This window comes from Pseudomonas sp. SCPG-7 (assembly GCF_002156405.1).
Classification (GTDB): Bacteria; Pseudomonadota; Gammaproteobacteria; order Pseudomonadales; family Pseudomonadaceae; genus Aquipseudomonas; species Aquipseudomonas parakoreensis.
Window position 1 is genome coordinate 128,296 of record NZ_MVOO01000005.1, and the last position, 18,885, is coordinate 147,180.

The following is an 18,885-nucleotide window of genomic DNA, read 5'->3' on the forward strand; positions in this document are numbered from 1 at the left end:
GCCTGAAGTTTGGATCTGTGCAAGGAGGTCAGACCTTGCGCGCTTCCTCTTCCAACTGATCCGATTCGAACAGCCGCGCCAGTTCCGCACGGGCTTCCTGAGCGGTCTGCAGGACTTTCGCCGCGTCGTCGTAAACGGCGTGCTGCGCCTCCAGCACCTGCTCATCGTGGTGCTTGAAGCGCTTGATCCGCGCATCGGCCTGAGCCTGGGTCAAACCCAGCCCGACCAGGGTGCGGCGGCTCATTTCCAGACTGGAGTAATAGGTCTCACGAATCGGCTCGGCGCCGACATCCACCAGGCGGTGCACGTGCTGACGGTTACGTGCGCGGGCGATGATCTTCATATGCGGATACAGCTTGCGCACGATCTCGGCGGTCTTGATATTGGTTTCCGGATCGTCCGTGGCAATCACGAAGTATTCCGCCTCACCAACCTTTGCCGCATTGAGGATTTCCGGGCGCATCGGGTCGCCATAGAACACCGGTACGCCGCCAAAACTGCGCGACAGTTCGATGGTTTCCACAGAGGTGTCCAGAGCCACGAACTTGATGTTCTGCGCCCGCAGAATCCGCGCCACGATCTGGCCCATCCGACCCATGCCGGCGATCACCACGCGCGGTGCCTCGGTATCGATTTCGCGGAATTTCTCCGGTACTTCCACCGGCTGCACTTTCGGGCTGACCAGCCGCGCACAGATCAACAGCAGCAACGGCGTCAACGCCATCGACAGGGTGATAGTGAGCACCAGCAGGTCATACAGGCGCGGTTCGAACAGGCCCTGATCGCGCCCGATCTTGAACACCACAAAGGCAAATTCACCGCCGGCGGCGAGCACGATGCCCAAGCGAATCGCACTGACCTTGGTCAGCCCACCAGCCAGGCGCCCGACCACAAACAGCAGCGGCAACTTCAAGCCGATCAGCAACAGCGTCAGGCCCAGCACGGTGATCGGCGCACTTAGCAGCAGACTCAGGTTGGCGCCCATGCCGACGCTGATGAAAAACAGCCCGAGCAGCAAGCCCTTGAACGGCTCGATCTGCGCTTCCAGTTCATGCCGATATTCGGAGTCCGCCAGCAGCAGACCGGCGAGGAAAGCCCCGAGGGCCATCGACACGCCGACCAGATCCATCAGCCACGCCGTACCGATCACCACCAGCAATGCGGTGGCGGTGGACACTTCCGGCAGACCGGTTTTTGCCACCACGCGGAACACCGGACGCAACAGATAACGCCCACCGACCACCACCACGGCGATCCCGCCGAGTACTTGCAAACCGTGATTCAGGCTTTCCGCGTTGCTGGTGGCATGCGCGCTACCGGCGAGCATCGGCACCAGCGCGATCAACGGGATCGCGGCGATGTCCTGAAACAGCAGAATCGCAAACGCCAGCCGCCCATGCGGGCTGGTGAGTTCCTTGCGCTCGGCCAGGCTCTGCAGGCCGAATGCGGTGGACGACAGCGCCAGGCCAAGGCCGAGCACAATTGCACTGTTCAGCGGCTGACCGAACACATACAACGCCAGCACGCCGATCACCGCTGCGGTCAGCAGCACCTGCGCCAGACCCACGCCGAACACCGACTTGCGCATCACCCACAAGCGCCGTGGCGACAGTTCCAGGCCGATGATGAACAACAGCAGCACCACGCCCAGTTCGGAAATATGCGCGACGCTTTGCGGATTACCGATCAGACCGAGTACCGACGGGCCAATGATCACCCCCGCCAACAGATAACCGAGCACCGCGCCCAGTTGCAGACGTTTGGCCAAGGGCACGGTGAGCACTGCGGCGAACAGAAACACGACAGCGGCTTGTAACAGGTTGCCTTCATGGGGCATGGGTTGACTCCTGACAGCGGTACGGCGGGGGGTGACAAGGATAAAGGCTGAAACGATTCAAGATCTACCGAAGATCCCGTGCAGGAGCTGCCGAAGGCTGCGATCTTTTGATCTTGTTTTTGAAGATCAAAAGATCGCAGCCTTCGGCAGCTCCTACAGTGAGCCAGTGTAAATCTGTAATAATTTGCATCAAATGGTTACATTGATAGCCTTCGCGAATCAGTCTTTCCGAGTCCGCCATGGCCATCAACTTCGATCTCAACGACCTGCAGGCTTTTCGCGCGGTGGTCGAGCAGGGCAGCTTCCGCAAGGCCGCCGACACCGTGCGCCTGTCACAACCGGCCTTGAGCCGACGCATCGAAAAGCTCGAGGACGCCCTCGGCGTAAAACTGTTCGAACGCACCACGCGCAAAGTCAGCCTGACTCAGGCCGGGCGCGGCTTCATGCCCAGCGTCGAGCGTTTGCTGGATGATCTGGACGTGGCGTTGCTGGGCATCAGCGAAGTCGCTTCGACGCGAATGGGTCACGTCACCGTGGCCTGCGTGCCGTCGGCGGCGTACTACTTCATGCCGCGCGTGGTCGCCCGTTATCACCGGCAATTCCCCCGCATCAAGGTCAAAGTCCTCGATTCCAGCGCCCATGACGTGCTCAGTGCTGTGGTCAATGGCGAGGCGGATTTCGGTTTGAGCTTTATCGGCACACAGGATGCCAAAGTCGATTTCGAACCGCTTGTGCAGGAGTGCTACGTTGTCGCCTGTCGCCGTGATCATCCGTTGGCCGGGCGCAGCAGCGTGAGCTGGGACGAATTCTATCAGCAGGATTACATCTCGCTGGACAAGACGTCCGGCAACCGGTTTCTGCTCGATCAGGCCTTGAGCCGAGTGGTGCCGCAACGCCAGAGCATCTGCGAGACGCGGCATGTGACGACGATGATTGGGCTGGTGGAAGCGGGGCTTGGCGTAGCGGCGGTGCCGCTGATGGCGATGCCCGGGCCGGATCATCCGATCCTGACCCGGGTGCCGCTGACCGATCCGCAAGTGATGCGCAGTGTCGGCATCATCAAACGCCGGGGTCGCACGTTGACCCCGGCAGCACTGGAGCTGGAACGGCTGGTGGTGGAAATGAAAGTCCAGCCGCCGACGATCAGCGCTTGACCGAATCCAGTCCGGTGGCCTGCACGTCAGCCTGAGCGGCAGGCGCGGCGAGGTAGTCGAGCAGGGCCTTGGCCTCTTTTGGATGCTGCGCACCGACCGGGATGCCGGCGGCAAAACGCGTCACCGACTGCACCGATTCAGGAATCTTGCCGACAAAACTCACCCCCGGCACCGGCAGCAATTCGCTGACCTGCTGGAAGCCCAGTTGATAATCGCCGGTGGCAACCACCGAACCGACCGGGACTTTCGGGATCATTTTCGCCTTAGGTTTCAGCTGATCTTCTACGTCGAGTTTGTTGAACAACTCCTTCTCGATGTACACGCCGCTGGCACTGTCGGAGTAGGCCACCGATGTTGCGTCGAGCAGGGTTTTCTTCAGGCTTTCGACGCTGCTGATGTCCGGCTTCGCCGCGCCTTCACGCACTACCAGACCGATCCGCGAATCCGCCAGTTCGACCCGCGAGGCCGGGTCGACCTTGCCTTGTTTGATCAGATCATCAAGGGCATAGCCGACCATGATCACCACGTCGGCGTGTTCGCCACGGGCGAGGCGGTTGGGGATCGCTTCCGGCGCCTTGCCCATCGACGGGCCGAGCTGGGTGTCGAGGGTGTTGCCGGTGGCCGCCGCGAATTTCGGGCCGAGGATTTTGTAGGCGGCGGTGAAGCCGCCGGATGTCATCACGTTCAGTTGTTCAGCATGGGCCAGGGCGCTGAACGCGAAGAGGGCGATGGCGGTGAAATTGATCAGTTTTTTCAAGGTGTTGCTCCTTATGCGGCAACCGGTTGCAGACGGCCGCCTGCGCGGCGATAGAGGTACAACGTGGCGCCCAACGCGCACAGTGCGCCGACGCTCATCCAGTAACCCGGCGCGGCCTTGTCGCCGGTGTACTGGATCAGGAAGGTCGACATCGCCGGGGTGAAACCACCGAAAATCGCGGTCGCCAGACTGTAGGCGAGGGAGAAGCCGGCCACCCGCACTTCGACCGGCATGATCTCGGTCAGCGCCGGAATCATTGCGCCGTTGTACATGCCGTAAATGAACGACAGCCACAACAGCGACAGCAACATGTGGCTGAAGCTCGGTGCCTGCACCAGGTACGACAGCGCCGGGTAGGTGCTGGCCAGCGCCAGCAGCGACATCGCAATCAACACCGGACGCCGGCCGATGCGGTCGGACAACATGCCGCCAATCGGCAGCCAGAAGAAGTTCGACACGCCGACCAACAAGGTCACCAGCAGCGCATCGGAGGTGCTCAGGTGCAGCACGGTTTTGCCGAAGGTCGGCGCATACACGGTGATCAGGTAGAACGCGGTAGTGGTCAACGCGACCATCAACATGCCACCGAGTACCACGCCCCAGTTCTGGCCGAGGGTGCGGAACACTTCCTTCATGCTCGGGCGGTGTTTGCGTGCGGCGAATTCTTCGGTTTCCGCCAGGTTACGGCGCAGCAGGAAGATGAACGGCACGATCAGGCAGCCGACGAAAAACGGAATCCGCCAGCCCCAGTCAGCCACCACGCTCGGCGCCATCCACGCGTTCAGCGCGTAACCCAGCGCCGCCGCGACAATGATCGCGACCTGTTGACTGGCCGACTGCCAAGCGGTGAAAAAGCCTTTGCGGCCCGGTGTGGCGATTTCGGACAGGTACACCGAAACACCGCCCAGTTCCGCACCGGCGGAGAAGCCCTGCAACAGCCGTCCGACCAACACCAGCGCTGGCGCAAACAGACCAATGGTCTCGTATCCGGGCACCAGCACAATCAGGATCGTGCCGCTGGCCATGATCGACAGGGTGACGATCAACCCTTTGCGCCGACCGACGTCATCGATGTACGCACCCAGCACGATGGCGCCCAGCGGACGCATCAGAAAGCCTGCGCCGAACACCGCGAACGTCATCATCAGGGAAGCGAACTCACTGCTCGCCGGGAAGAACACCGCCGCGATCTGCGTGGCGTAGAAGCCGAACAGAAAGAAGTCGAACTGTTCGAGGAAGTTGCCCGAGGTCACCCGGAAAATGGCGCCGGCCCGCGAGCCGCCGTGTGGGATTGAGGCTGTCATAGAAAAGATCTCCACCGCTTTTATGACGTGCGCGACGTGGAAGCGGCGCACGGTTGTTATTGCGGCGGATGGTCGCGCAGCTGTAACAGGATGTTAATTGCATTGTTGGCATGGATTGATGTGCAAAGTGGATCAATCCCCTGAAACACCCCTACTTGTGGGAGCGAGCCTGCTCGCGAAAGCGGTGTGTCAGGTAATGAAGAGGCTGAATGTGCCGACGCCATCGCTGGCAAGCCAGCTCCCACCGTTTTGCGGTGTACGCGCTGTTCCTGCAACACCAAGAAAACCTGTGGGGGCTGGCTTGCCAGCGATAGCGGCCTCACAGACAACTACAATCCCCGTCCAGTCCCCGCAAAAAACAAGGAATGATTCCAGTCCTCCGCAGTCGGAGTTCAGGTATCACACATCTGAAGGAGGTTCACCGATGAACAGCAAAACTCTAATCGCCAGCCTGGCCCTCGTCGCCGGCATTGCCGGGATCAGCCCACTTGTTCAAGCGGCGCAAACCTCAAGCGAACCCACCGTCCAATCGCCGACCAGCGACCGTGAATTGAAGGTCAACGACCGCGCTCCAGACATTTATCAGCGCAGCGACAAAGCGTTGAAAAACTGGAAACAGAAAGGCTTGAAAGCACCGGTCGACCAGGCGCAGTGGGTGCAGATCAACGACAAGTACGTGATGGTCATGATCACCAACGGCACCATTGTCGAGATGCAGCCTGTCGAGCGTTAAGCACTTCGGCAACAATTGGCCATGGACGGTCGATTGCATTCGGGCGCCATTCGAGTAAAACCCGAAAGGCGTTTCGAGTGACTTGATGTCAGGAGCAATCGTTGGAAAAGAAACCGCTTTATCGCAAGGTAAATACCACTGCCCACAACGTCTGGCGCAACAATCAGGGCAGCCACTATCGGTATGAGCGCAATACCAAAGCCGAGAGGCGCAGCGAGGCAACGCGGGGTTCGATGCACGGGATCAAGCATCACGGCTACGATTACACCCCATTATTTCGCTTTCTGTTATCTCGCGTCGGAGGTAACTGGGATGAGATTTACAGTGAGGCGGTGGCGCGCCTTGATCGCCCGGAGCCAGTGTTCTGGATCGTGTCCATCCATGAAGACGATCGCGAGGAGATCGTGCGAGTGGGTGAGTCGAGCTCCTTCAGTGGTCTGTACGTCGATGAGCAAAAGTGCCTGCAAATCGTCAACCCGGATTTGAAGGCCGAGGAGATGAAACCCCATTGCCAATGTTGTACCCATACTTTCAATGGTGTCGTATTTGGCTTGCCTCCTGACTGAGCAACTCCACTCGACCCTGATTTAATACCTGCCCACCCCCCAATCGATACTGATTATTCCCACTGCGTTTGGCCTCATACATCGCCAGGTCAGCAATGTGCAGCAGTCGGTCCATGGTCGGCGCATGGTCGGGAAATACCGCGACGCCAAGGCTGGTGCCGATGTGGCGCTGGTCGTTGCCGATGCTGATCGGCGGCGACAGTTCGATGAAAATCTTCTGACAGATGCTGCGGGCTTCCTCCTGCAGGTTGAGGCTCGGGGCCAGGCCTTGCAGGATCACCACGAATTCGTCGCCGCCAATCCGCGCGACGGTGTCGGTGGCGCGCAGGATGCGTTTCAGACGCGTCGCAGTGGTGATCAGCACGCGGTCGCCGGCGGCGTGACCGTAATGGTCGTTGATCGCCTTGAAACCATTGAGATCGATAAACACCAGTGCCACGCGGGTCAGGCTGCGGCGCGCCTGTTCCAGTGCTTCGGATAAACGCTCTTCGAGCACCAGACGATTGGGCAGTCCGGTCAACGGGTCGAAGTGGGCGAGGTGCTGGAGGTAGCTCGCCGAGGCTTTTTCCTCAGTGATGTCGCGCACCACACCCATCATCTTGATCACCGCATCGTGGTCGTTGCGCACCACATTGCCGGTTTCCCGCAGCCAGCGAATCGTGCCGTCGGGCCAGACCACGCGGTATTCCTCGTCGTGGTTTTCACCGGTCTCCAGACAGCGCAATTCACCGTCCCGCACCCTGACGCGGTCGTCCGGGTGCACGCAGGCGCAGAACAGCGCATAAGACGGTGTGATCTCGCCGATCTTGAACCCGAACATGCCGTAGATCGCGTCCGACCAATACAGCCGGTCGGTGTCGACTTCCCAATCCCAAGTGCCGATACGGGCAAAGTACTGGCTGCGTTTGAAACGCTCGGCGTCACCGTCCTGGTGGATGTTCTGGCGTTCGGCGGCGCGGGTCAGCAGCTCGCGGTATTCGTCCAGTTGCTTGCGCAAACCGCGCTCGCGCCAGATCAGGACGACGATCAATCCAGGCATGACAACGCCAAGGGCAAGGCTGATCCAGAGCTCAGTCATTCGGGAACTGCCAGCATGAAAAATCGATCCGTGAAGTAATGGCGGTTGGCTATCTTAATGGGTTGGCAGTCACTTCGGATACAGCGCCAATCTTCGTTAATGAGTTGCGAACAGCCGCCATTTCTGGGAAAACGGCGGCCAGCTGAACAATAGAGTGAATGGCATGAATGATGAACTGCAGGTAATCGATCTCCAGGTGGGCGAGGGCAAGGCCGCCGTCAAAGGCGCACTGATCACCACCCACTACACTGGCTGGCTGGAAGACGGCAGCGAATTCGACTCCTCCCATAGCCGAGGCAAACCTTTCCAGTGCGTGATTGGCACGGGCCGGGTGATCAAGGGCTGGGATCAGGGGCTGATGGGCATGCAAGTGGGCGGCAAGCGCAAACTGCTGGTGCCGGCGCATCTGGGCTATGGCGAACGAACGATGGGCAAGATTCCGCCGAATTCGAATCTGGTGTTTGAGATAGAGTTGCTGGAGGTTTTGACGCGGGAGGATTGAGGCGGGCAACCGCCGATCAATCAATTTCCATGTAACCTGTGGCGAGGGGATTTATCCCCGATGGACTGCGCAGCCGGCCTTCTTGAGGTATCGCTTCGCGATCCCCCTCGTCACGATTACTCAGGCCACCATTGCCATCGCGTCCAGCGCCCAGTGCCGATCCCGCTCATTGAGGCCCATGGCGACTTATGCGGCGACGACGTGGGCATCTGTTTTATTGGTCATGTGAAATTCTCCTTTGCGCCGTTTTCCTTGTGGCGAGGGAGCTTGCTCCCGCTGGGTTGCGAAGCGACCCCAAGATCCATCGATCCGAATCGGATCCGGATCGGATCCGGATTTCGACTGCCCTGCAACTAGCGGGTCCACCGCCTTCGCGAGCAGGCTCGCTCCCACAGTGGGAGTGAAATCGCTTTCAGCATCCCGTTCATCCCTTGAATGCTCACCGAACTTGCGATTGCCCAAGCCATCGGCGATTATGCGCGCCATATAGGGGTAGGGGGTATAGGTATGTCGCATATTCATGAACACAAAGACGAGTTGCTCAACCGCGTGCGGCGGATTGCCGGGCAGGTGCAGGCGGTGGAGAAAGCGCTGGAAGGCGATGCCGATTGCGCCAAGACCTTGCACCTGGTGGCGGCGATTCGCGGGGCGGTCAACGGGTTGATGGAGCAGTTCATCGAGGCCCACACCCGTGAGCACGTGGCGCATCCCGACCTCACCGACGAACAGCGCGCCCAGGGCGCCGAAGATCTGTTGCAAGCCATCCGCCGTTATTCCAAATAGAGCATCCGCATCATGAGCCTGACCCCAAGCGCTGAGCGTTTCAGCCACGATCACCAGTTTCTCGGCGCATCTCACGACGAAAACGCCCGCCGCACTTTGTGGGTGGTGGCGCTGACGTTCGTGATGATGATCGGCGAGATTGCCGCCGGCTACATCACCGGCTCCATGGCCCTGCTGGCCGATGGTTTCCACATGGCGACCCATGCCGGCGCGTTGGGTATCGCCGCGGCAGCCTATGGTTTTGCCCGGCGCAATGCCAACAACCGCCGCTACAGTTTCGGAACCGGCAAAGTCGGCGATCTGGCCGGATTTGCTTCGGCGATGGTGCTGGGGCTGGTGTCGCTGGGCATTGCCGGCGAGTCGATTTTTCGTTTGTTCGAACCGACCACCGTGGCGTTTGGCGAAGCCACTGTTATTGCGATTGTCGGCTTGGGCGTAAACGTCCTCAGCGCCTTCCTGTTGATGGGCCATCACGGCCATGACCACGGCCATCAGCATGACCACGGTCATGATCATCATCACCATCACGACAACAATCTGCGCTCGGCCTACGTCCATGTGCTGGCCGATGCCCTGACCTCGGTGCTGGCGATTGCCGCGTTGCTGGCCGGGCGCTATCTCGGTTGGGTATGGCTGGACCCGGCGATGGGGATTGTCGGTTCGATTGTCATCGCGAAATGGGCGTACAACCTGATGCGCGACAGCGCCGCCGTGCTGCTCGACACCACCGACGAACCGGTGGCAGCGGAGATCCGCGAATTGTTGGAAACCTCCGACGATGTGCGCATCAGCGATCTGCATGTCTGGCAGGTCGGCCCGCAGGCGCGGGCGGCGATTGTCAGTGTGGTCGCGGCGGCGGGCGTGACGGCGGAGGCGATTCGCGAACGCTTGGCGCCAGTGCATGAACTGTCGCACCTGACCATTGAGCTGCGCAGCGCTTAAGGTCGCACTGCGCTGAACAGTGGAATCCGCCCGTTGAGGGAAGGGCGGTAATGCCACGTCAGTTGTTGCAGATTCATACCCTGATCAAGGATTTTTCTGACAGTCGCAGCGGCAATGCTCAGCGCCAGTGTCTGCCCCGGACACTGATGCCGGCCGCTGCCAAAGCTGAAACTGCGCGGGTCAGGACGATCCAGCAGAAACCGCTCGGGCTCTGCATTTAACAAGGGATCGCGGTTTGCCGAGGCCAGCAGCACCAGAATCACCTCGCCAGCCTCGAGCCGCACGCCATCGATTTCGCAAGCCTGTGCGACAAAGCGCCGAGTGTTCTGCACCGGCGGATCAAAGCGCTGAACCTCGGCCAACAGTGCGTCTACAGAGGCGCCACGTAACTCGGGCTGACGTTGCAGCGCTATCAGTGCATTGCCGATTAGCCCGGCTGTCGCCTCATATGTCTGCGAGCAGAGACCGATCAGGTTGGCGATCAGGGTTTCTTTGTCCCCTGCGAATCGCTGCTCGATAGCCTGGAGCAAATCGCTGTTGGCTTCAGCCAGCAACTCGATGAAATAACCGCGCAATTGCTCAGCCGCCGCATGCGCCGCCGCCAGTTGCAGGTCATTGCTCAACGGCGACAGGCAGGCGACGAAATCCGCCGTCAGCTCACTGATCGCCCGGCCTTGCGCCGGGGTGAAGCCGAGCAGCGTCGCGACCACGCACACCGGGCCGCGAAACATCGCCTTATATAAGCCGTCGGCGTCCGGTGTAATCAGACGCGCGGCCACCAGTGCGCGTACTTGCTCGTCATCTATCAACTGCAGTGACGGCTCGATTGCCGCATGCGGACAGCGCTGACGTTCGCCATCGTTCATCCGCATCAACTGCCCGAACACCTGGCCGGCCAGCCCCGAGGCAATCGCCTTGGGCACCGGTTCCTGCAGCGGTCGCACCCGACAATCGGCATGCGTCAGCACCGCACGCACCGCTCGGGCGCTGCTGGCGACCCACAGTTTCAATCCATGATCAAAGGTCAGTCCGCCCTCCGCGCGCAGTTTGGCGTAGTAGGGGTAGGGATCGGCATGCGTCGCAGCGATGATCGGGTCCATGGTTCATAACCTTGTCGTCGGGAAAGTGATGCGAGTATCTTCAGTTCGCAGCGGCGACGATTCGTCGGGGAGCGAAATATGCACGCAGAACATCAAGACGTCGGCGTTTCGCAGGTGGCAGCCGCCATCGCCGAACCGGCACGCACCAAAATCCTCTGCTCGCTGATGGACGGCCACGCCCGCACCAGCACTGAGTTGGCCGCCGTTGCCGAGGTCAGCGCCTCCACTGCCAGCGCGCACTTGGCCAAACTCAAGGAGCTGTCGCTGGTGCGCTTGCACGTACAGGGCCGCCATCGTTATTACAGCCTCGCCGATCAACGGGTGGCGCAGGCGCTGGAAGCGTTGATGGTGATCGGCCAGAACGCCGCGCCGAGCTTCAAGTCGCACACTCCAGATCGTCTGCAATTCGCGCGCACCTGCTACGACCATATGGCCGGCACGCTGGCGGTGTTGCTGCATGACCGTTTGCTCGCGGCGGGATGGCTGGTGGAAACCGACGAGCGGGCTTATCGCTTGAGCGAGAGTGGCGAGGCGCTGTTCGTGGGTTTGGGTATTGAGGTACAGGACTTGAGTACCCTGCGCCGCAAGTTCGCTTGCCCGTGCCTGGACTGGAGCATGCGTCGGCCGCATCTGGGCGGTTCGTTGGGCGCGGCGTTGTTGCAGATGGCGTTGAAACGCAAGTGGGTGACGCAGGATCTGGACAGTCGGGCGTTGGCACTGACCGTGGCGGGGCGCAAGGCAATGGGTTCGCGGTTTTGTCTTGAGTTGCCGTTAGACGCCAAGGTCAAAAGATCGCAGTCTGCGGCAGCTCCTACAGTAATCGCGTACACCCGATAATTCTCGGCCCTGCCCAGTCCCTGTAGGAGCTGCCGAAGGCTGCGATCTTTTGATCCCGTTTTGCACCTTGTGCCAATCCAATAGACTTGATACTGTACGCATAACCAGTATCGAGTCTCCGCCATGCAAATCATCGACAAGCTCAGCATTCTCGCCGACGCCGCCAAGTACGATGCCTCCTGCGCCAGCAGCGGTGCGCCCAAGCGCAGCTCCGAGGGCAAGAGCGGGTTGGGCTCGACCGATGGCATGGGCATCTGCCACAGCTACACGCCGGACGGTCGTTGCGTGTCGCTGCTGAAAATCCTCCTGACCAACTTCTGTCTCTACGACTGCCAGTACTGCGTCAACCGCCGCTCCAGCGATGTGCCGCGTGCACGCTTCACCCCCGAGGAGGTGGTCACGCTGACCCTGGATTTCTACCGGCGCAACTGCATCAGCGGGCTGTTTCTCAGTTCGGGGATCATCCGTTCGGCGGATTACACCATGGAGCAACTGGTACGCGTGGCAAAGCTGTTGCGCGAACAGCATGAGTTTCGTGGCTACATTCACCTCAAGACCATTCCCGAGGCCGATCCGGCCTTGATCGAGGAGGCCGGGCGTTATGCCGATCGCCTCAGCGTCAATATCGAACTGCCCACCGATGCCAGCCTGCAAACCCTGGCGCCGGAGAAACAGATCGGTTCGATCAAGCAAGCGATGAACACCATTTACACTGGCGTGCAAACGGTGCTCAACGAACCGCGATCGACGAAATTCGCCCCCGCCGGGCAAAGTACGCAAATGATCGTCGGCGCCGATGACACCGACGACAGCACGATCCTGCACAGCGCTCAGTCGCTGTATGGCAACTACCGCTTGCGCCGCGTCTACTACTCGGCCTTCAGTCCGATTCCCGACAGCCCGAAAAGCGTGCCGCTGGCCGCGCCGCCGCTGATGCGCGAACACCGTCTGTATCAAGCCGATTTCCTCTTGCGCAGCTACGGCTACAACGCAGATGAGTTGCTCAAGGGCCCGGGTAATCTGGCGCTGGACATCGACCCCAAACTGGCTTGGGCGCTGCAGAATCGCGAAGTGTTTCCGCTGGACCTGAACCGCGCCGAGCCGTCGCTGATCGCGCGCATCCCCGGTATTGGCCTGCGTACCACCGAACGTCTGGTGCAATTGCGCCAGCAACGGCGCATTCGCTACGAAGACGTGGCGCGCATGCGCTGTGTGCTGGCCAAGGCCAAGCCCTTCATCATCACCAGCGACTACCACCCGCAACAGGCGGAAGTCACCAGCCACATGCTCTATCAGCAACTGCGCGACCGGCCGCAGCCGCAGCAGATGGGATTGTGGGGATGATCAATCTCGATTGCGACGACCTGTTCGACACCTGGCGCCAACAGGCGCGCTGGCTGCTCAGCCATGAAGTCGACCCGAGTCTGGTGAGCTGGGCGTCGGAAGGGGTGAGCGATCTGTTTGCCAGTGACGTCTCGGTGCCGGAGGGGCAGGGGCCGTTTCAGGCACGTATCCCCCGTGCACTGCTCGATACCCTGGAGCAAGCCGCGCGCTACCGGGGCGACCAGCGCTGGAGTCTGTTGTATGAAGTGCTGTGGCGAGTCAGCCACGGCGACCGCACAGCGATGATGGCCGGCGATAAACTCGGCAGCGAGTTGCAGCGGCGCATCAAGCAGGTACACCGCGAAGCCCACCATTTGCATGCGTTCGTGCGTTTCATCGAACGGCCGCAGGATCAGCCGGGCCCGCAATACGTCGCATGGCACGAGCCGGCCCACGACATCCTGCACAGCGCCAGCGAGCATTTCATCGGGCGCATGGGCCGGCATCGCTGGTTGATCGCCACGCCGCGTGACGGGGTTTATTACGATGGCGAGCAATTGATCCATCAACGCCAATGCCCGCTGGAATGGCAGCAACTGGCGCAGAACGTCGATGACCCGCACGGCGAGTTGTGGCTGACGTACTACAGCCACATCTTCAACCCGGCGCGGTTGAACGAGAAGGTCATGCAAGGGCACTTGCCGGTGCGGTTCTGGAAGAATCTGCCGGAAGGGGAGTTGATTCCCGGATTGATTACCCAGGCGCGGATGGGCAAGCAGCAGAATGGGCAGGCCAGCGGGATCGCTGCGCGAGCCGGCAAGCGGATTGCCTTGAAATAGAAAATCAAAAGATCGCAGCCTGCGGCAGCTCCAACACAGATCTCCTGTAGGAGTTGCCGCAGGCTGCGATCTTTTGATCTTGATCCTCACAACCAAAAAGCCCCCCATCAATCACTTGATGAGGGGCTTTTGTGCAACTGGCCGTCAGATCAAACCTTGACGATCCAGCCCGCTGGCGCTTCGATGTCGCCGGTCTGCACGCCAGTCAGTTCTTTGTAGAGCTTCTGGGTGACCGGGCCGACTTCGGTTTCGCTGTGGAACACGTGCAGGTGGTCGTTGTAGCTGATACCGCCGATCGGGGTGATCACCGCAGCGGTACCGCAGGCGCCGGCTTCCTTGAAGTCCGACAGCTTGTCGATCAGCACGTCGCCTTCCACCACTTCCAGGCCCAGACGGGTTTTCGCCAGTTCGATCAGCGACAGGCGGGTGATGCCTGGCAGCACGGATGGCGAGTTCGGGGTGATGAACTTGTTGTCGTGGGTGATCCCGAAGAAGTTGGCCGAACCGACTTCCTCGATTTTCTTGTGGGTCAGCGGATCCAGGTAGATGGCGTCAGCGAAGTGCGCTTTCTTGGCCTGGGAGCCCGGCATCAGGCTGGCGGCGTAGTTGCCACCGACCTTGGCCGCACCGGTGCCTTGTGGCGCGGCGCGGTCGAAGCTGGAGATCTGGAAGTTGTGCGGGGTCAGGCCGCCCTTGAAGTAGGCGCCGACCGGGATCGCGAATACCGAGAAGATGAACTCTGGCGCGGTGCGCACGCCGATGTTGTCACCCACGCCGATCACGAACGGACGCAGGTACAACGCGCCGCCGGTGCCGTATGGCGGGATGAAGCGCTCGTTGGCGCGAACCACTTGCTTGCAGGCCTCGATGAACTGCTCGGTGGACACGTGCGGCATCAGCAGGCGGGCGCAGCTGCGCTGCATGCGCGCGGCGTTCTGGTCGGGACGGAACAGGTTGATCGAGCCGTCCTTGCAACGATAAGCCTTCAGGCCTTCGAAGCACTGCTGGCCATAGTGAAGGGCCGTCGAGCCTTCGCTGATGTGCAGCACGTTGTCTTCGGTCAGGGTGCCTTTGTCCCACTCGCCATTGCGAAAGTACGACAGATAGCGTTTGTCGGTCTTGATGTAGTCAAAACCCAGCTTGTCCCAATTGATGCTTTCGTTACCCATGACACCCTCTATCACTGAACAACCGTCGAAACGGTTCAGGCTTCTGACGTTTTTTTGGATGGGCACAACAATACTTCATTCTGGAGCGGTTTCGCAGCCCGGACGATGGGGGGAAAAGCAGATTTATTAGCCTGCTTATGAAAAATCCTTGTCCATCGCTGAAAAGATCGCAGCCTGCGGCAGCTCCTACAGAATCGGCACCCCCCCTGTAGGAGCTGCCGCAGGCTGCGATCTTTTGATCTTTAAAGGTGCAACGCATGCCCCAACGCACGCAACGCCGCTTCCTGCACCGCTTCACCCAGAGTTGGATGCGCATGAATGGTGCCGCCGATATCCTCCAGGCGCGCGCCCATTTCCAGGCTTTGCGCAAACGCGGTCGACAATTCGGAAACACCTGCTCCGACCGCCTGCCAGCCGACAATGACATGATTGTCGCGACGCGCGACTACGCGCACGAAGCCGCTTTTCGATTCCAGGGTCATCGCCCGGCCATTGGCGGCGAACGGGAAGCTGGAAACGACGCAGTCCAGCCCGGCAGCCTTGGCCTCGTCCGGGGTCTGGCCGACCACCACCAGTTCCGGGTCGGTGAAGCACACGGCGGCGATGGCGGTCGGGTTGAATTCGCGGTGCTTGCCGCTGATCAGTTCGGCGACCATTTCGCCCTGGGCCATGGCGCGGTGCGCGAGCATCGGTTCGCCGCTCAGGTCGCCGATGGCGTAGACGTTGCGCATGCTGGTCTGGCAGCGGTTGTCGATCTTGATCGCCGAGCCGTTCATGTCCAGATTCAGCGCTTCGAGGTTCCAGCCCTGCGTATTCGGCTTGCGACCGACGGCCACCAGCACCTGATCGGTTTCCAGATAGAGGGTGTCGCCGTTCGGGTCACGCACCTGCAAGGTGCCGTCGAAACCCAGCACGCTGTGTTTGAGATAGAGCTTCACGCCCAGTTGTTTCAGCGCTTCGTGCACCGGTTGCGTCAGCTCGGCGTCGTAGGCCGGCAGGATGCGATCCTGCGCCTCGACCACGCTGACTTCGGCGCCGACCTTGCGGTAAGCAATGCCCAGCTCCAGACCGATATAACCGCCGCCGACCACCACCAGACGTTTGGGTACCGCTTTCGGTGCCAGCGCTTCGGTGGAGGAGATGATCGGCCCGCCGATTGGCAGGATCGGCAGATTGACGCTGGTCGAACCGGTGGCCAGCACCAGATGTTCGCACTGGATCCGCGTATCGCCGACTTCCACGGTTTTGCCGTCGATGACTTTGGCCCAGCCATTGATGACCTGGACCTTGTTCTTTTTCAGCAGTGCGGCGACGCCGGTGGTCAGGCGATCGACGATGCCGTCCTTCCACTCGACGCTTTTGCTGATGTCGAGGGTTGGCGCCGAGACGCTGATACCCAACGCAGAATGCTGACTGTGGTGTTGTGTCTGGTGAAATTGCTCAGCCACGTGAATCAACGCTTTGGACGGAATGCAGCCGATGTTCAGGCAAGTGCCGCCGAGCGATTGGCCTTCGACCAGAATCGTCGAAATGCCCAGTTGCCCGGCACGAATCGCCGTGACGTAGCCGCCGGGGCCGCCGCCGATGATCAGCAGCGTGGTGTTCAAGGTTTGCATGGCGTCACTCCACAAACAGGGTCGCGGGTTGTTCGAGCAGACCACGAATGGCCTGGATGAAGAGCGCCGCGTCCATGCCGTCGACCACGCGGTGATCGAAGGAGCTGGAGAGGTTCATCATCTTGCGTATCACCACCTGGCCTTTGACGACCATTGGCCGTTCGACGATTTTGTTCACGCCGACGATGGCCACTTCCGGCAGGTTCAGCACCGGCGTGCTGACGATGCCGCCCAGCGCACCGAGGCTGGTCAGGGTGATGGTCGAGCCGGACAATTCGTCGCGACTGGCCTTGCCATTGCGGGCAGCATTGGCCAGACGCGAGATTTCTGCGGCGCTGTCCCACAGGCTGCGCGCTTCGGCGTGACGCACTACTGGCACCATCAGGCCGACATCGCTTTGCGTGGCGACGCCGACATGCACTGCGCCGAGGCGGGTGATGACCTGGGCTTCGTCGTCGTAACGGGCGTTCATCTGCGGGAAGTCGCGCAGAGCGACGACCAACGCGCGCACCAGGAACGGCAACAAGGTCAACTTGCCCCGGCTGGCGCCGTGTTTCTCATTCAGATGCGCGCGCAGTTCTTCGATGGCGGTGACGTCGATTTCTTCGACGTAGCTGAAGTGCGCGGCACGCTGGGTGGCGTCCTGCATGCGTTGGGCGATCTTGCGGCGCATGCCGATTACTTGAATCTGTTCTTCGTCGTTGCGCTGGGCGTAAGCGGCGGCGAGCGGTGCCGAAGCGTTCGACTGCCCCTGCGCCAGATAGGCTTCGAGGTCTTCGTGCAGCACACGGCCGGCCGGGCCGGAACCGCGCACCAGACGCAACTGAATGCCCAGATCCAGCGCATGTTTGCGCACCGCCGGCGAGGCCAGCGGACGTTCATTGGCCTCGCGGGCAACCATCGGGCCTTGGCAAACCGGTGCCGGACGCGGTGCAGCAGCGGCCGCAGGTTTGCTCTCGGCAGCTGTCTCAACTTTCGCCGCAGCAGGTGCCTCTTTCGCAGCAACCGGTGCTGGCGCGGCGGATTCCTTCAGGTTTCCGGCACCTTCGACTTCGATGCTGATCAGCACACTGCCGACCGCCATCACTTCCCCCGGCTGACCGCCGAGGGCAATCACCTTGCCGTGTACCGGCGAGGGAATATCGACCATCGCCTTGTCGGTCATCACGTCCGCCAGCACCTGGTCTTCAACGACCAGATCGCCAACCTTGACGTGCCACTGCGACAGCTCTACTTCTGCGATGCCTTCGCCGATGTCCGGCATCTTGATAACGTGCGTGCCCATTCAGACCTCCATGACCCGTTTCAACGCCGCGCCCACTCGGGACGGCCCTGGGAAATACGCCCACTCTTGCGCGTGCGGGTAGGGGGTGTCCCAACCGGTGACGCGTTCGATCGGCGCTTCCAGGTGATGGAAGCAATGCTCTTGCACCAGCGCTACCAACTCGGCGCCGAAACCGCAGGTGCGGGTGGCTTCGTGCACCACCACGCAACGACCGGTTTTTTTCACCGATTTGACGATGGTGTCCAGGTCCAGCGGCCACAGGCTGCGCAGGTCGATGACTTCGGCATCCACGCCGGATTCTTCGGCAGCCACTTGCGACACGTAAACGGTAGTGCCGTAAGTGAGCACGGTCACGTCCTTGCCTGGACGGGTGATCGCGGCGACGTCCAGCGGCACGGTGTAATAACCGTCCGGCACTTGGGCTTGCGGGTGTTTCGACCACGGGGTTACCGGGCGGTCGTGGTGGCCGTCGAACGGGCCGTTGTACAGGCGTTTTGGCTCGAGGAAGATCACCGGGTCATCGTTTTCGATGGAGGCGATCAGCAGGCCTTTGGCGTCGTACGGGTTGGACGGCATGACGGTGCGCAGACCACAGACCTGAGTGAACATCGCCTCGATACTCTGGCTGTGGGTCTGGCCGCCGTAGATGCCGCCGCCGCAAGGCATGCGCAGGGTCATCGGCGCGGTGAACTCGCCGGCAGAGCGATAACGCAGACGCGCCGCTTCGGAAATGATCTGGTCGGACGCCGGGTACACGTAGTCGGCAAACTGGATTTCGGCGACCGGACGCAAGCCGTAGGCGCCCATGCCTACCGCCACACCGACGATGCCGCTTTCGGAGATCGGTGCGTCGAATACCCGCGAGGTGCCGTACTTGGTCTGCAGGCCTTCGGTGCAACGGAACACGCCGCCGAAGTAGCCGACGTCCTGCCCGAACACCACCACATTGTCGTCACGCTCAAGCATCACATCCATGGCCGAGCGCAGGGCCTGGATCATGGTCATGGTGGTCGTGGTCATGGCGGTTTCCAACTGAATATTGTTGTTGTGATCGTTCATG

At 60.9% G+C, this 18,885-nt stretch carries 18 protein-coding genes; 9 read left to right on the forward strand and 9 right to left on the reverse strand.

Annotation, left to right across the window (positions count from 1 at the left end; all coding sequences use genetic code 11):
• Positions 1 to 28: 28 nt before the first annotated feature.
• Positions 29 to 1,837 carry a monovalent cation:proton antiporter-2 (CPA2) family protein gene (locus B1722_RS12075; RefSeq protein ID WP_041073369.1) on the reverse strand — a complete coding sequence of 603 codons (1,809 nt, stop codon included), beginning with the start codon at positions 1,835 to 1,837 and terminating at the stop codon, positions 29 to 31.
• A gap of 239 nt (positions 1,838 to 2,076) precedes the next feature.
• Here B1722_RS12075 and B1722_RS12080 point away from each other — a divergent pair, with 239 nt between their 5' ends.
• Positions 2,077 to 2,991: a LysR family transcriptional regulator gene (locus tag B1722_RS12080; protein ID WP_041073367.1), complete on the forward strand. Its 915-nt coding sequence runs from the start codon at positions 2,077 to 2,079 to the stop codon at positions 2,989 to 2,991.
• Here B1722_RS12080 and B1722_RS12085 read toward each other — a convergent pair.
• Both B1722_RS12085 and B1722_RS12090 read right to left on the reverse strand, forming a co-directional pair.
• Complete coding sequence (locus tag B1722_RS12085; protein WP_086792651.1) at positions 2,981 to 3,748, reverse strand: substrate-binding domain-containing protein; 768 nt, start codon at positions 3,746 to 3,748, stop codon at positions 2,981 to 2,983. The genes B1722_RS12080 and B1722_RS12085 overlap by 11 nt on opposite strands.
• A gap of 11 nt (positions 3,749 to 3,759) precedes the next feature.
• Positions 3,760 to 5,052, reverse strand: coding sequence for an MFS transporter (locus B1722_RS12090; protein ID WP_041073363.1), 1,293 nt, complete (start codon positions 5,050 to 5,052; stop codon positions 3,760 to 3,762).
• A gap of 424 nt (positions 5,053 to 5,476) precedes the next feature.
• Here B1722_RS12090 and B1722_RS12095 point away from each other — a divergent pair, with 424 nt between their 5' ends.
• Together B1722_RS12095 and B1722_RS12100 are read left to right on the forward strand one after the other, a co-directional pair.
• Positions 5,477 to 5,785 carry an RcnB family protein gene (locus tag B1722_RS12095; protein WP_027613230.1) on the forward strand — a complete coding sequence of 103 codons (309 nt, stop codon included), beginning with the start codon at positions 5,477 to 5,479 and terminating at the stop codon, positions 5,783 to 5,785.
• A gap of 101 nt (positions 5,786 to 5,886) precedes the next feature.
• Positions 5,887 to 6,351, forward strand: coding sequence for a hypothetical protein (locus B1722_RS12100; RefSeq protein ID WP_086792653.1), 465 nt, complete (start codon positions 5,887 to 5,889; stop codon positions 6,349 to 6,351).
• Here B1722_RS12100 and B1722_RS12105 read toward each other — a convergent pair.
• Positions 6,317 to 7,429 (reverse strand): sensor domain-containing diguanylate cyclase, encoded by a 1,113-nt coding sequence (locus B1722_RS12105; protein ID WP_086792655.1) that lies wholly within the window; start codon positions 7,427 to 7,429, stop codon positions 6,317 to 6,319. The genes B1722_RS12100 and B1722_RS12105 overlap by 35 nt on opposite strands.
• A gap of 163 nt (positions 7,430 to 7,592) precedes the next feature.
• Here B1722_RS12105 and B1722_RS12110 point away from each other — a divergent pair, with 163 nt between their 5' ends.
• The 3 genes from B1722_RS12110 (at position 7,593) to dmeF (ending at position 9,656) form a co-directional block, all read left to right on the forward strand.
• Complete coding sequence (locus B1722_RS12110; RefSeq protein WP_041073359.1) at positions 7,593 to 7,931, forward strand: FKBP-type peptidyl-prolyl cis-trans isomerase; 339 nt, start codon at positions 7,593 to 7,595, stop codon at positions 7,929 to 7,931.
• Positions 7,932 to 8,438: 507 nt separating this feature from the next.
• Entirely contained in the window at positions 8,439 to 8,714 is a 276-nt protein-coding gene (locus B1722_RS12120) for a metal/formaldehyde-sensitive transcriptional repressor (RefSeq protein ID WP_003223990.1), read from the forward strand.
• 12 nt (positions 8,715 to 8,726) lie between these two features.
• Entirely contained in the window at positions 8,727 to 9,656 is a 930-nt protein-coding gene (dmeF, locus tag B1722_RS12125; protein WP_041073355.1) for a CDF family Co(II)/Ni(II) efflux transporter DmeF, read from the forward strand.
• Here dmeF and B1722_RS12130 read toward each other — a convergent pair.
• Positions 9,653 to 10,756 carry a cytochrome P450 gene (locus B1722_RS12130; protein ID WP_086792657.1) on the reverse strand — a complete coding sequence of 368 codons (1,104 nt, stop codon included), beginning with the start codon at positions 10,754 to 10,756 and terminating at the stop codon, positions 9,653 to 9,655. The genes dmeF and B1722_RS12130 overlap by 4 nt on opposite strands.
• A gap of 78 nt (positions 10,757 to 10,834) precedes the next feature.
• Between B1722_RS12130 and B1722_RS12135 the strand changes: the two genes are divergently transcribed.
• From B1722_RS12135 to B1722_RS12145, 3 genes are all read left to right on the forward strand, one after another.
• On the forward strand, positions 10,835 to 11,593 hold the full coding sequence (locus B1722_RS12135) for a helix-turn-helix transcriptional regulator (RefSeq protein WP_086792659.1): 759 nt from the start codon (positions 10,835 to 10,837) through the stop codon (positions 11,591 to 11,593).
• A 123-nt stretch (positions 11,594 to 11,716) separates the two neighbouring features.
• Positions 11,717 to 12,937, forward strand: coding sequence for a putative DNA modification/repair radical SAM protein (locus B1722_RS12140; protein ID WP_086792661.1), 1,221 nt, complete (start codon positions 11,717 to 11,719; stop codon positions 12,935 to 12,937).
• Positions 12,934 to 13,755 (forward strand): TIGR03915 family putative DNA repair protein, encoded by an 822-nt coding sequence (locus B1722_RS12145; RefSeq protein ID WP_041073347.1) that lies wholly within the window; start codon positions 12,934 to 12,936, stop codon positions 13,753 to 13,755. Before B1722_RS12140 ends, B1722_RS12145 begins: the two co-directional genes overlap by 4 nt.
• A 149-nt stretch (positions 13,756 to 13,904) precedes the next feature.
• Here B1722_RS12145 and B1722_RS12150 read toward each other — a convergent pair whose 3' ends face one another.
• The 4 genes from B1722_RS12150 to B1722_RS12165 all read right to left on the reverse strand — a co-directional run bounded on the left by B1722_RS12150 (position 13,905) and on the right by B1722_RS12165 (position 18,884).
• Complete coding sequence (locus tag B1722_RS12150) at positions 13,905 to 14,924, reverse strand: branched-chain amino acid aminotransferase (RefSeq protein WP_041073345.1); 1,020 nt, start codon at positions 14,922 to 14,924, stop codon at positions 13,905 to 13,907.
• Positions 14,925 to 15,166: 242 nt separating this feature from the next.
• Entirely contained in the window at positions 15,167 to 16,540 is a 1,374-nt protein-coding gene (gene lpdA, locus B1722_RS12155; protein ID WP_086792663.1) for a dihydrolipoyl dehydrogenase, read from the reverse strand.
• A gap of 4 nt (positions 16,541 to 16,544) precedes the next feature.
• Positions 16,545 to 17,825 (reverse strand): dihydrolipoamide acetyltransferase family protein, encoded by a 1,281-nt coding sequence (locus B1722_RS12160; RefSeq protein ID WP_086792665.1) that lies wholly within the window; start codon positions 17,823 to 17,825, stop codon positions 16,545 to 16,547.
• Complete coding sequence (locus B1722_RS12165) at positions 17,826 to 18,884, reverse strand: alpha-ketoacid dehydrogenase subunit beta (protein ID WP_041073339.1); 1,059 nt, start codon at positions 18,882 to 18,884, stop codon at positions 17,826 to 17,828.
• Position 18,885: the final 1 nt, after the last annotated feature.

What these genes read in the sequence shown, in the direction of transcription:
- B1722_RS12080 (WP_041073367.1), top strand. Translation starts at nt 2,077, where the DNA reads ATGGCCATCAACTTCGATCTCAACGACCTGCAGGCTTTTCGCGCGGTG.
- B1722_RS12105 (WP_086792655.1), bottom strand. Translation starts at nt 7,429, where the DNA reads ATGACTGAGCTCTGGATCAGCCTTGCCCTTGGCGTTGTCATGCCTGGA.
- B1722_RS12145 (WP_041073347.1), top strand. Translation starts at nt 12,934, where the DNA reads ATGATCAATCTCGATTGCGACGACCTGTTCGACACCTGGCGCCAACAG.
- B1722_RS12120 (WP_003223990.1), top strand. Translation starts at nt 8,439, where the DNA reads ATGTCGCATATTCATGAACACAAAGACGAGTTGCTCAACCGCGTGCGG.
- B1722_RS12095 (WP_027613230.1), top strand. Translation starts at nt 5,477, where the DNA reads ATGAACAGCAAAACTCTAATCGCCAGCCTGGCCCTCGTCGCCGGCATT.
- lpdA (WP_086792663.1), bottom strand. Translation starts at nt 16,540, where the DNA reads ATGCAAACCTTGAACACCACGCTGCTGATCATCGGCGGCGGCCCCGGC.
- B1722_RS12160 (WP_086792665.1), bottom strand. Translation starts at nt 17,825, where the DNA reads ATGGGCACGCACGTTATCAAGATGCCGGACATCGGCGAAGGCATCGCA.
- dmeF (WP_041073355.1), top strand. Translation starts at nt 8,727, where the DNA reads ATGAGCCTGACCCCAAGCGCTGAGCGTTTCAGCCACGATCACCAGTTT.
- B1722_RS12110 (WP_041073359.1), top strand. Translation starts at nt 7,593, where the DNA reads ATGAATGATGAACTGCAGGTAATCGATCTCCAGGTGGGCGAGGGCAAG.
- B1722_RS12150 (WP_041073345.1), bottom strand. Translation starts at nt 14,924, where the DNA reads ATGGGTAACGAAAGCATCAATTGGGACAAGCTGGGTTTTGACTACATC.
- B1722_RS12140 (WP_086792661.1), top strand. Translation starts at nt 11,717, where the DNA reads ATGCAAATCATCGACAAGCTCAGCATTCTCGCCGACGCCGCCAAGTAC.
- B1722_RS12090 (WP_041073363.1), bottom strand. Translation starts at nt 5,052, where the DNA reads ATGACAGCCTCAATCCCACACGGCGGCTCGCGGGCCGGCGCCATTTTC.
- B1722_RS12130 (WP_086792657.1), bottom strand. Translation starts at nt 10,756, where the DNA reads ATGGACCCGATCATCGCTGCGACGCATGCCGATCCCTACCCCTACTAC.
- B1722_RS12135 (WP_086792659.1), top strand. Translation starts at nt 10,835, where the DNA reads ATGCACGCAGAACATCAAGACGTCGGCGTTTCGCAGGTGGCAGCCGCC.
- B1722_RS12075 (WP_041073369.1), bottom strand. Translation starts at nt 1,837, where the DNA reads ATGCCCCATGAAGGCAACCTGTTACAAGCCGCTGTCGTGTTTCTGTTC.
- B1722_RS12165 (WP_041073339.1), bottom strand. Translation starts at nt 18,884, where the DNA reads ATGAACGATCACAACAACAATATTCAGTTGGAAACCGCCATGACCACG.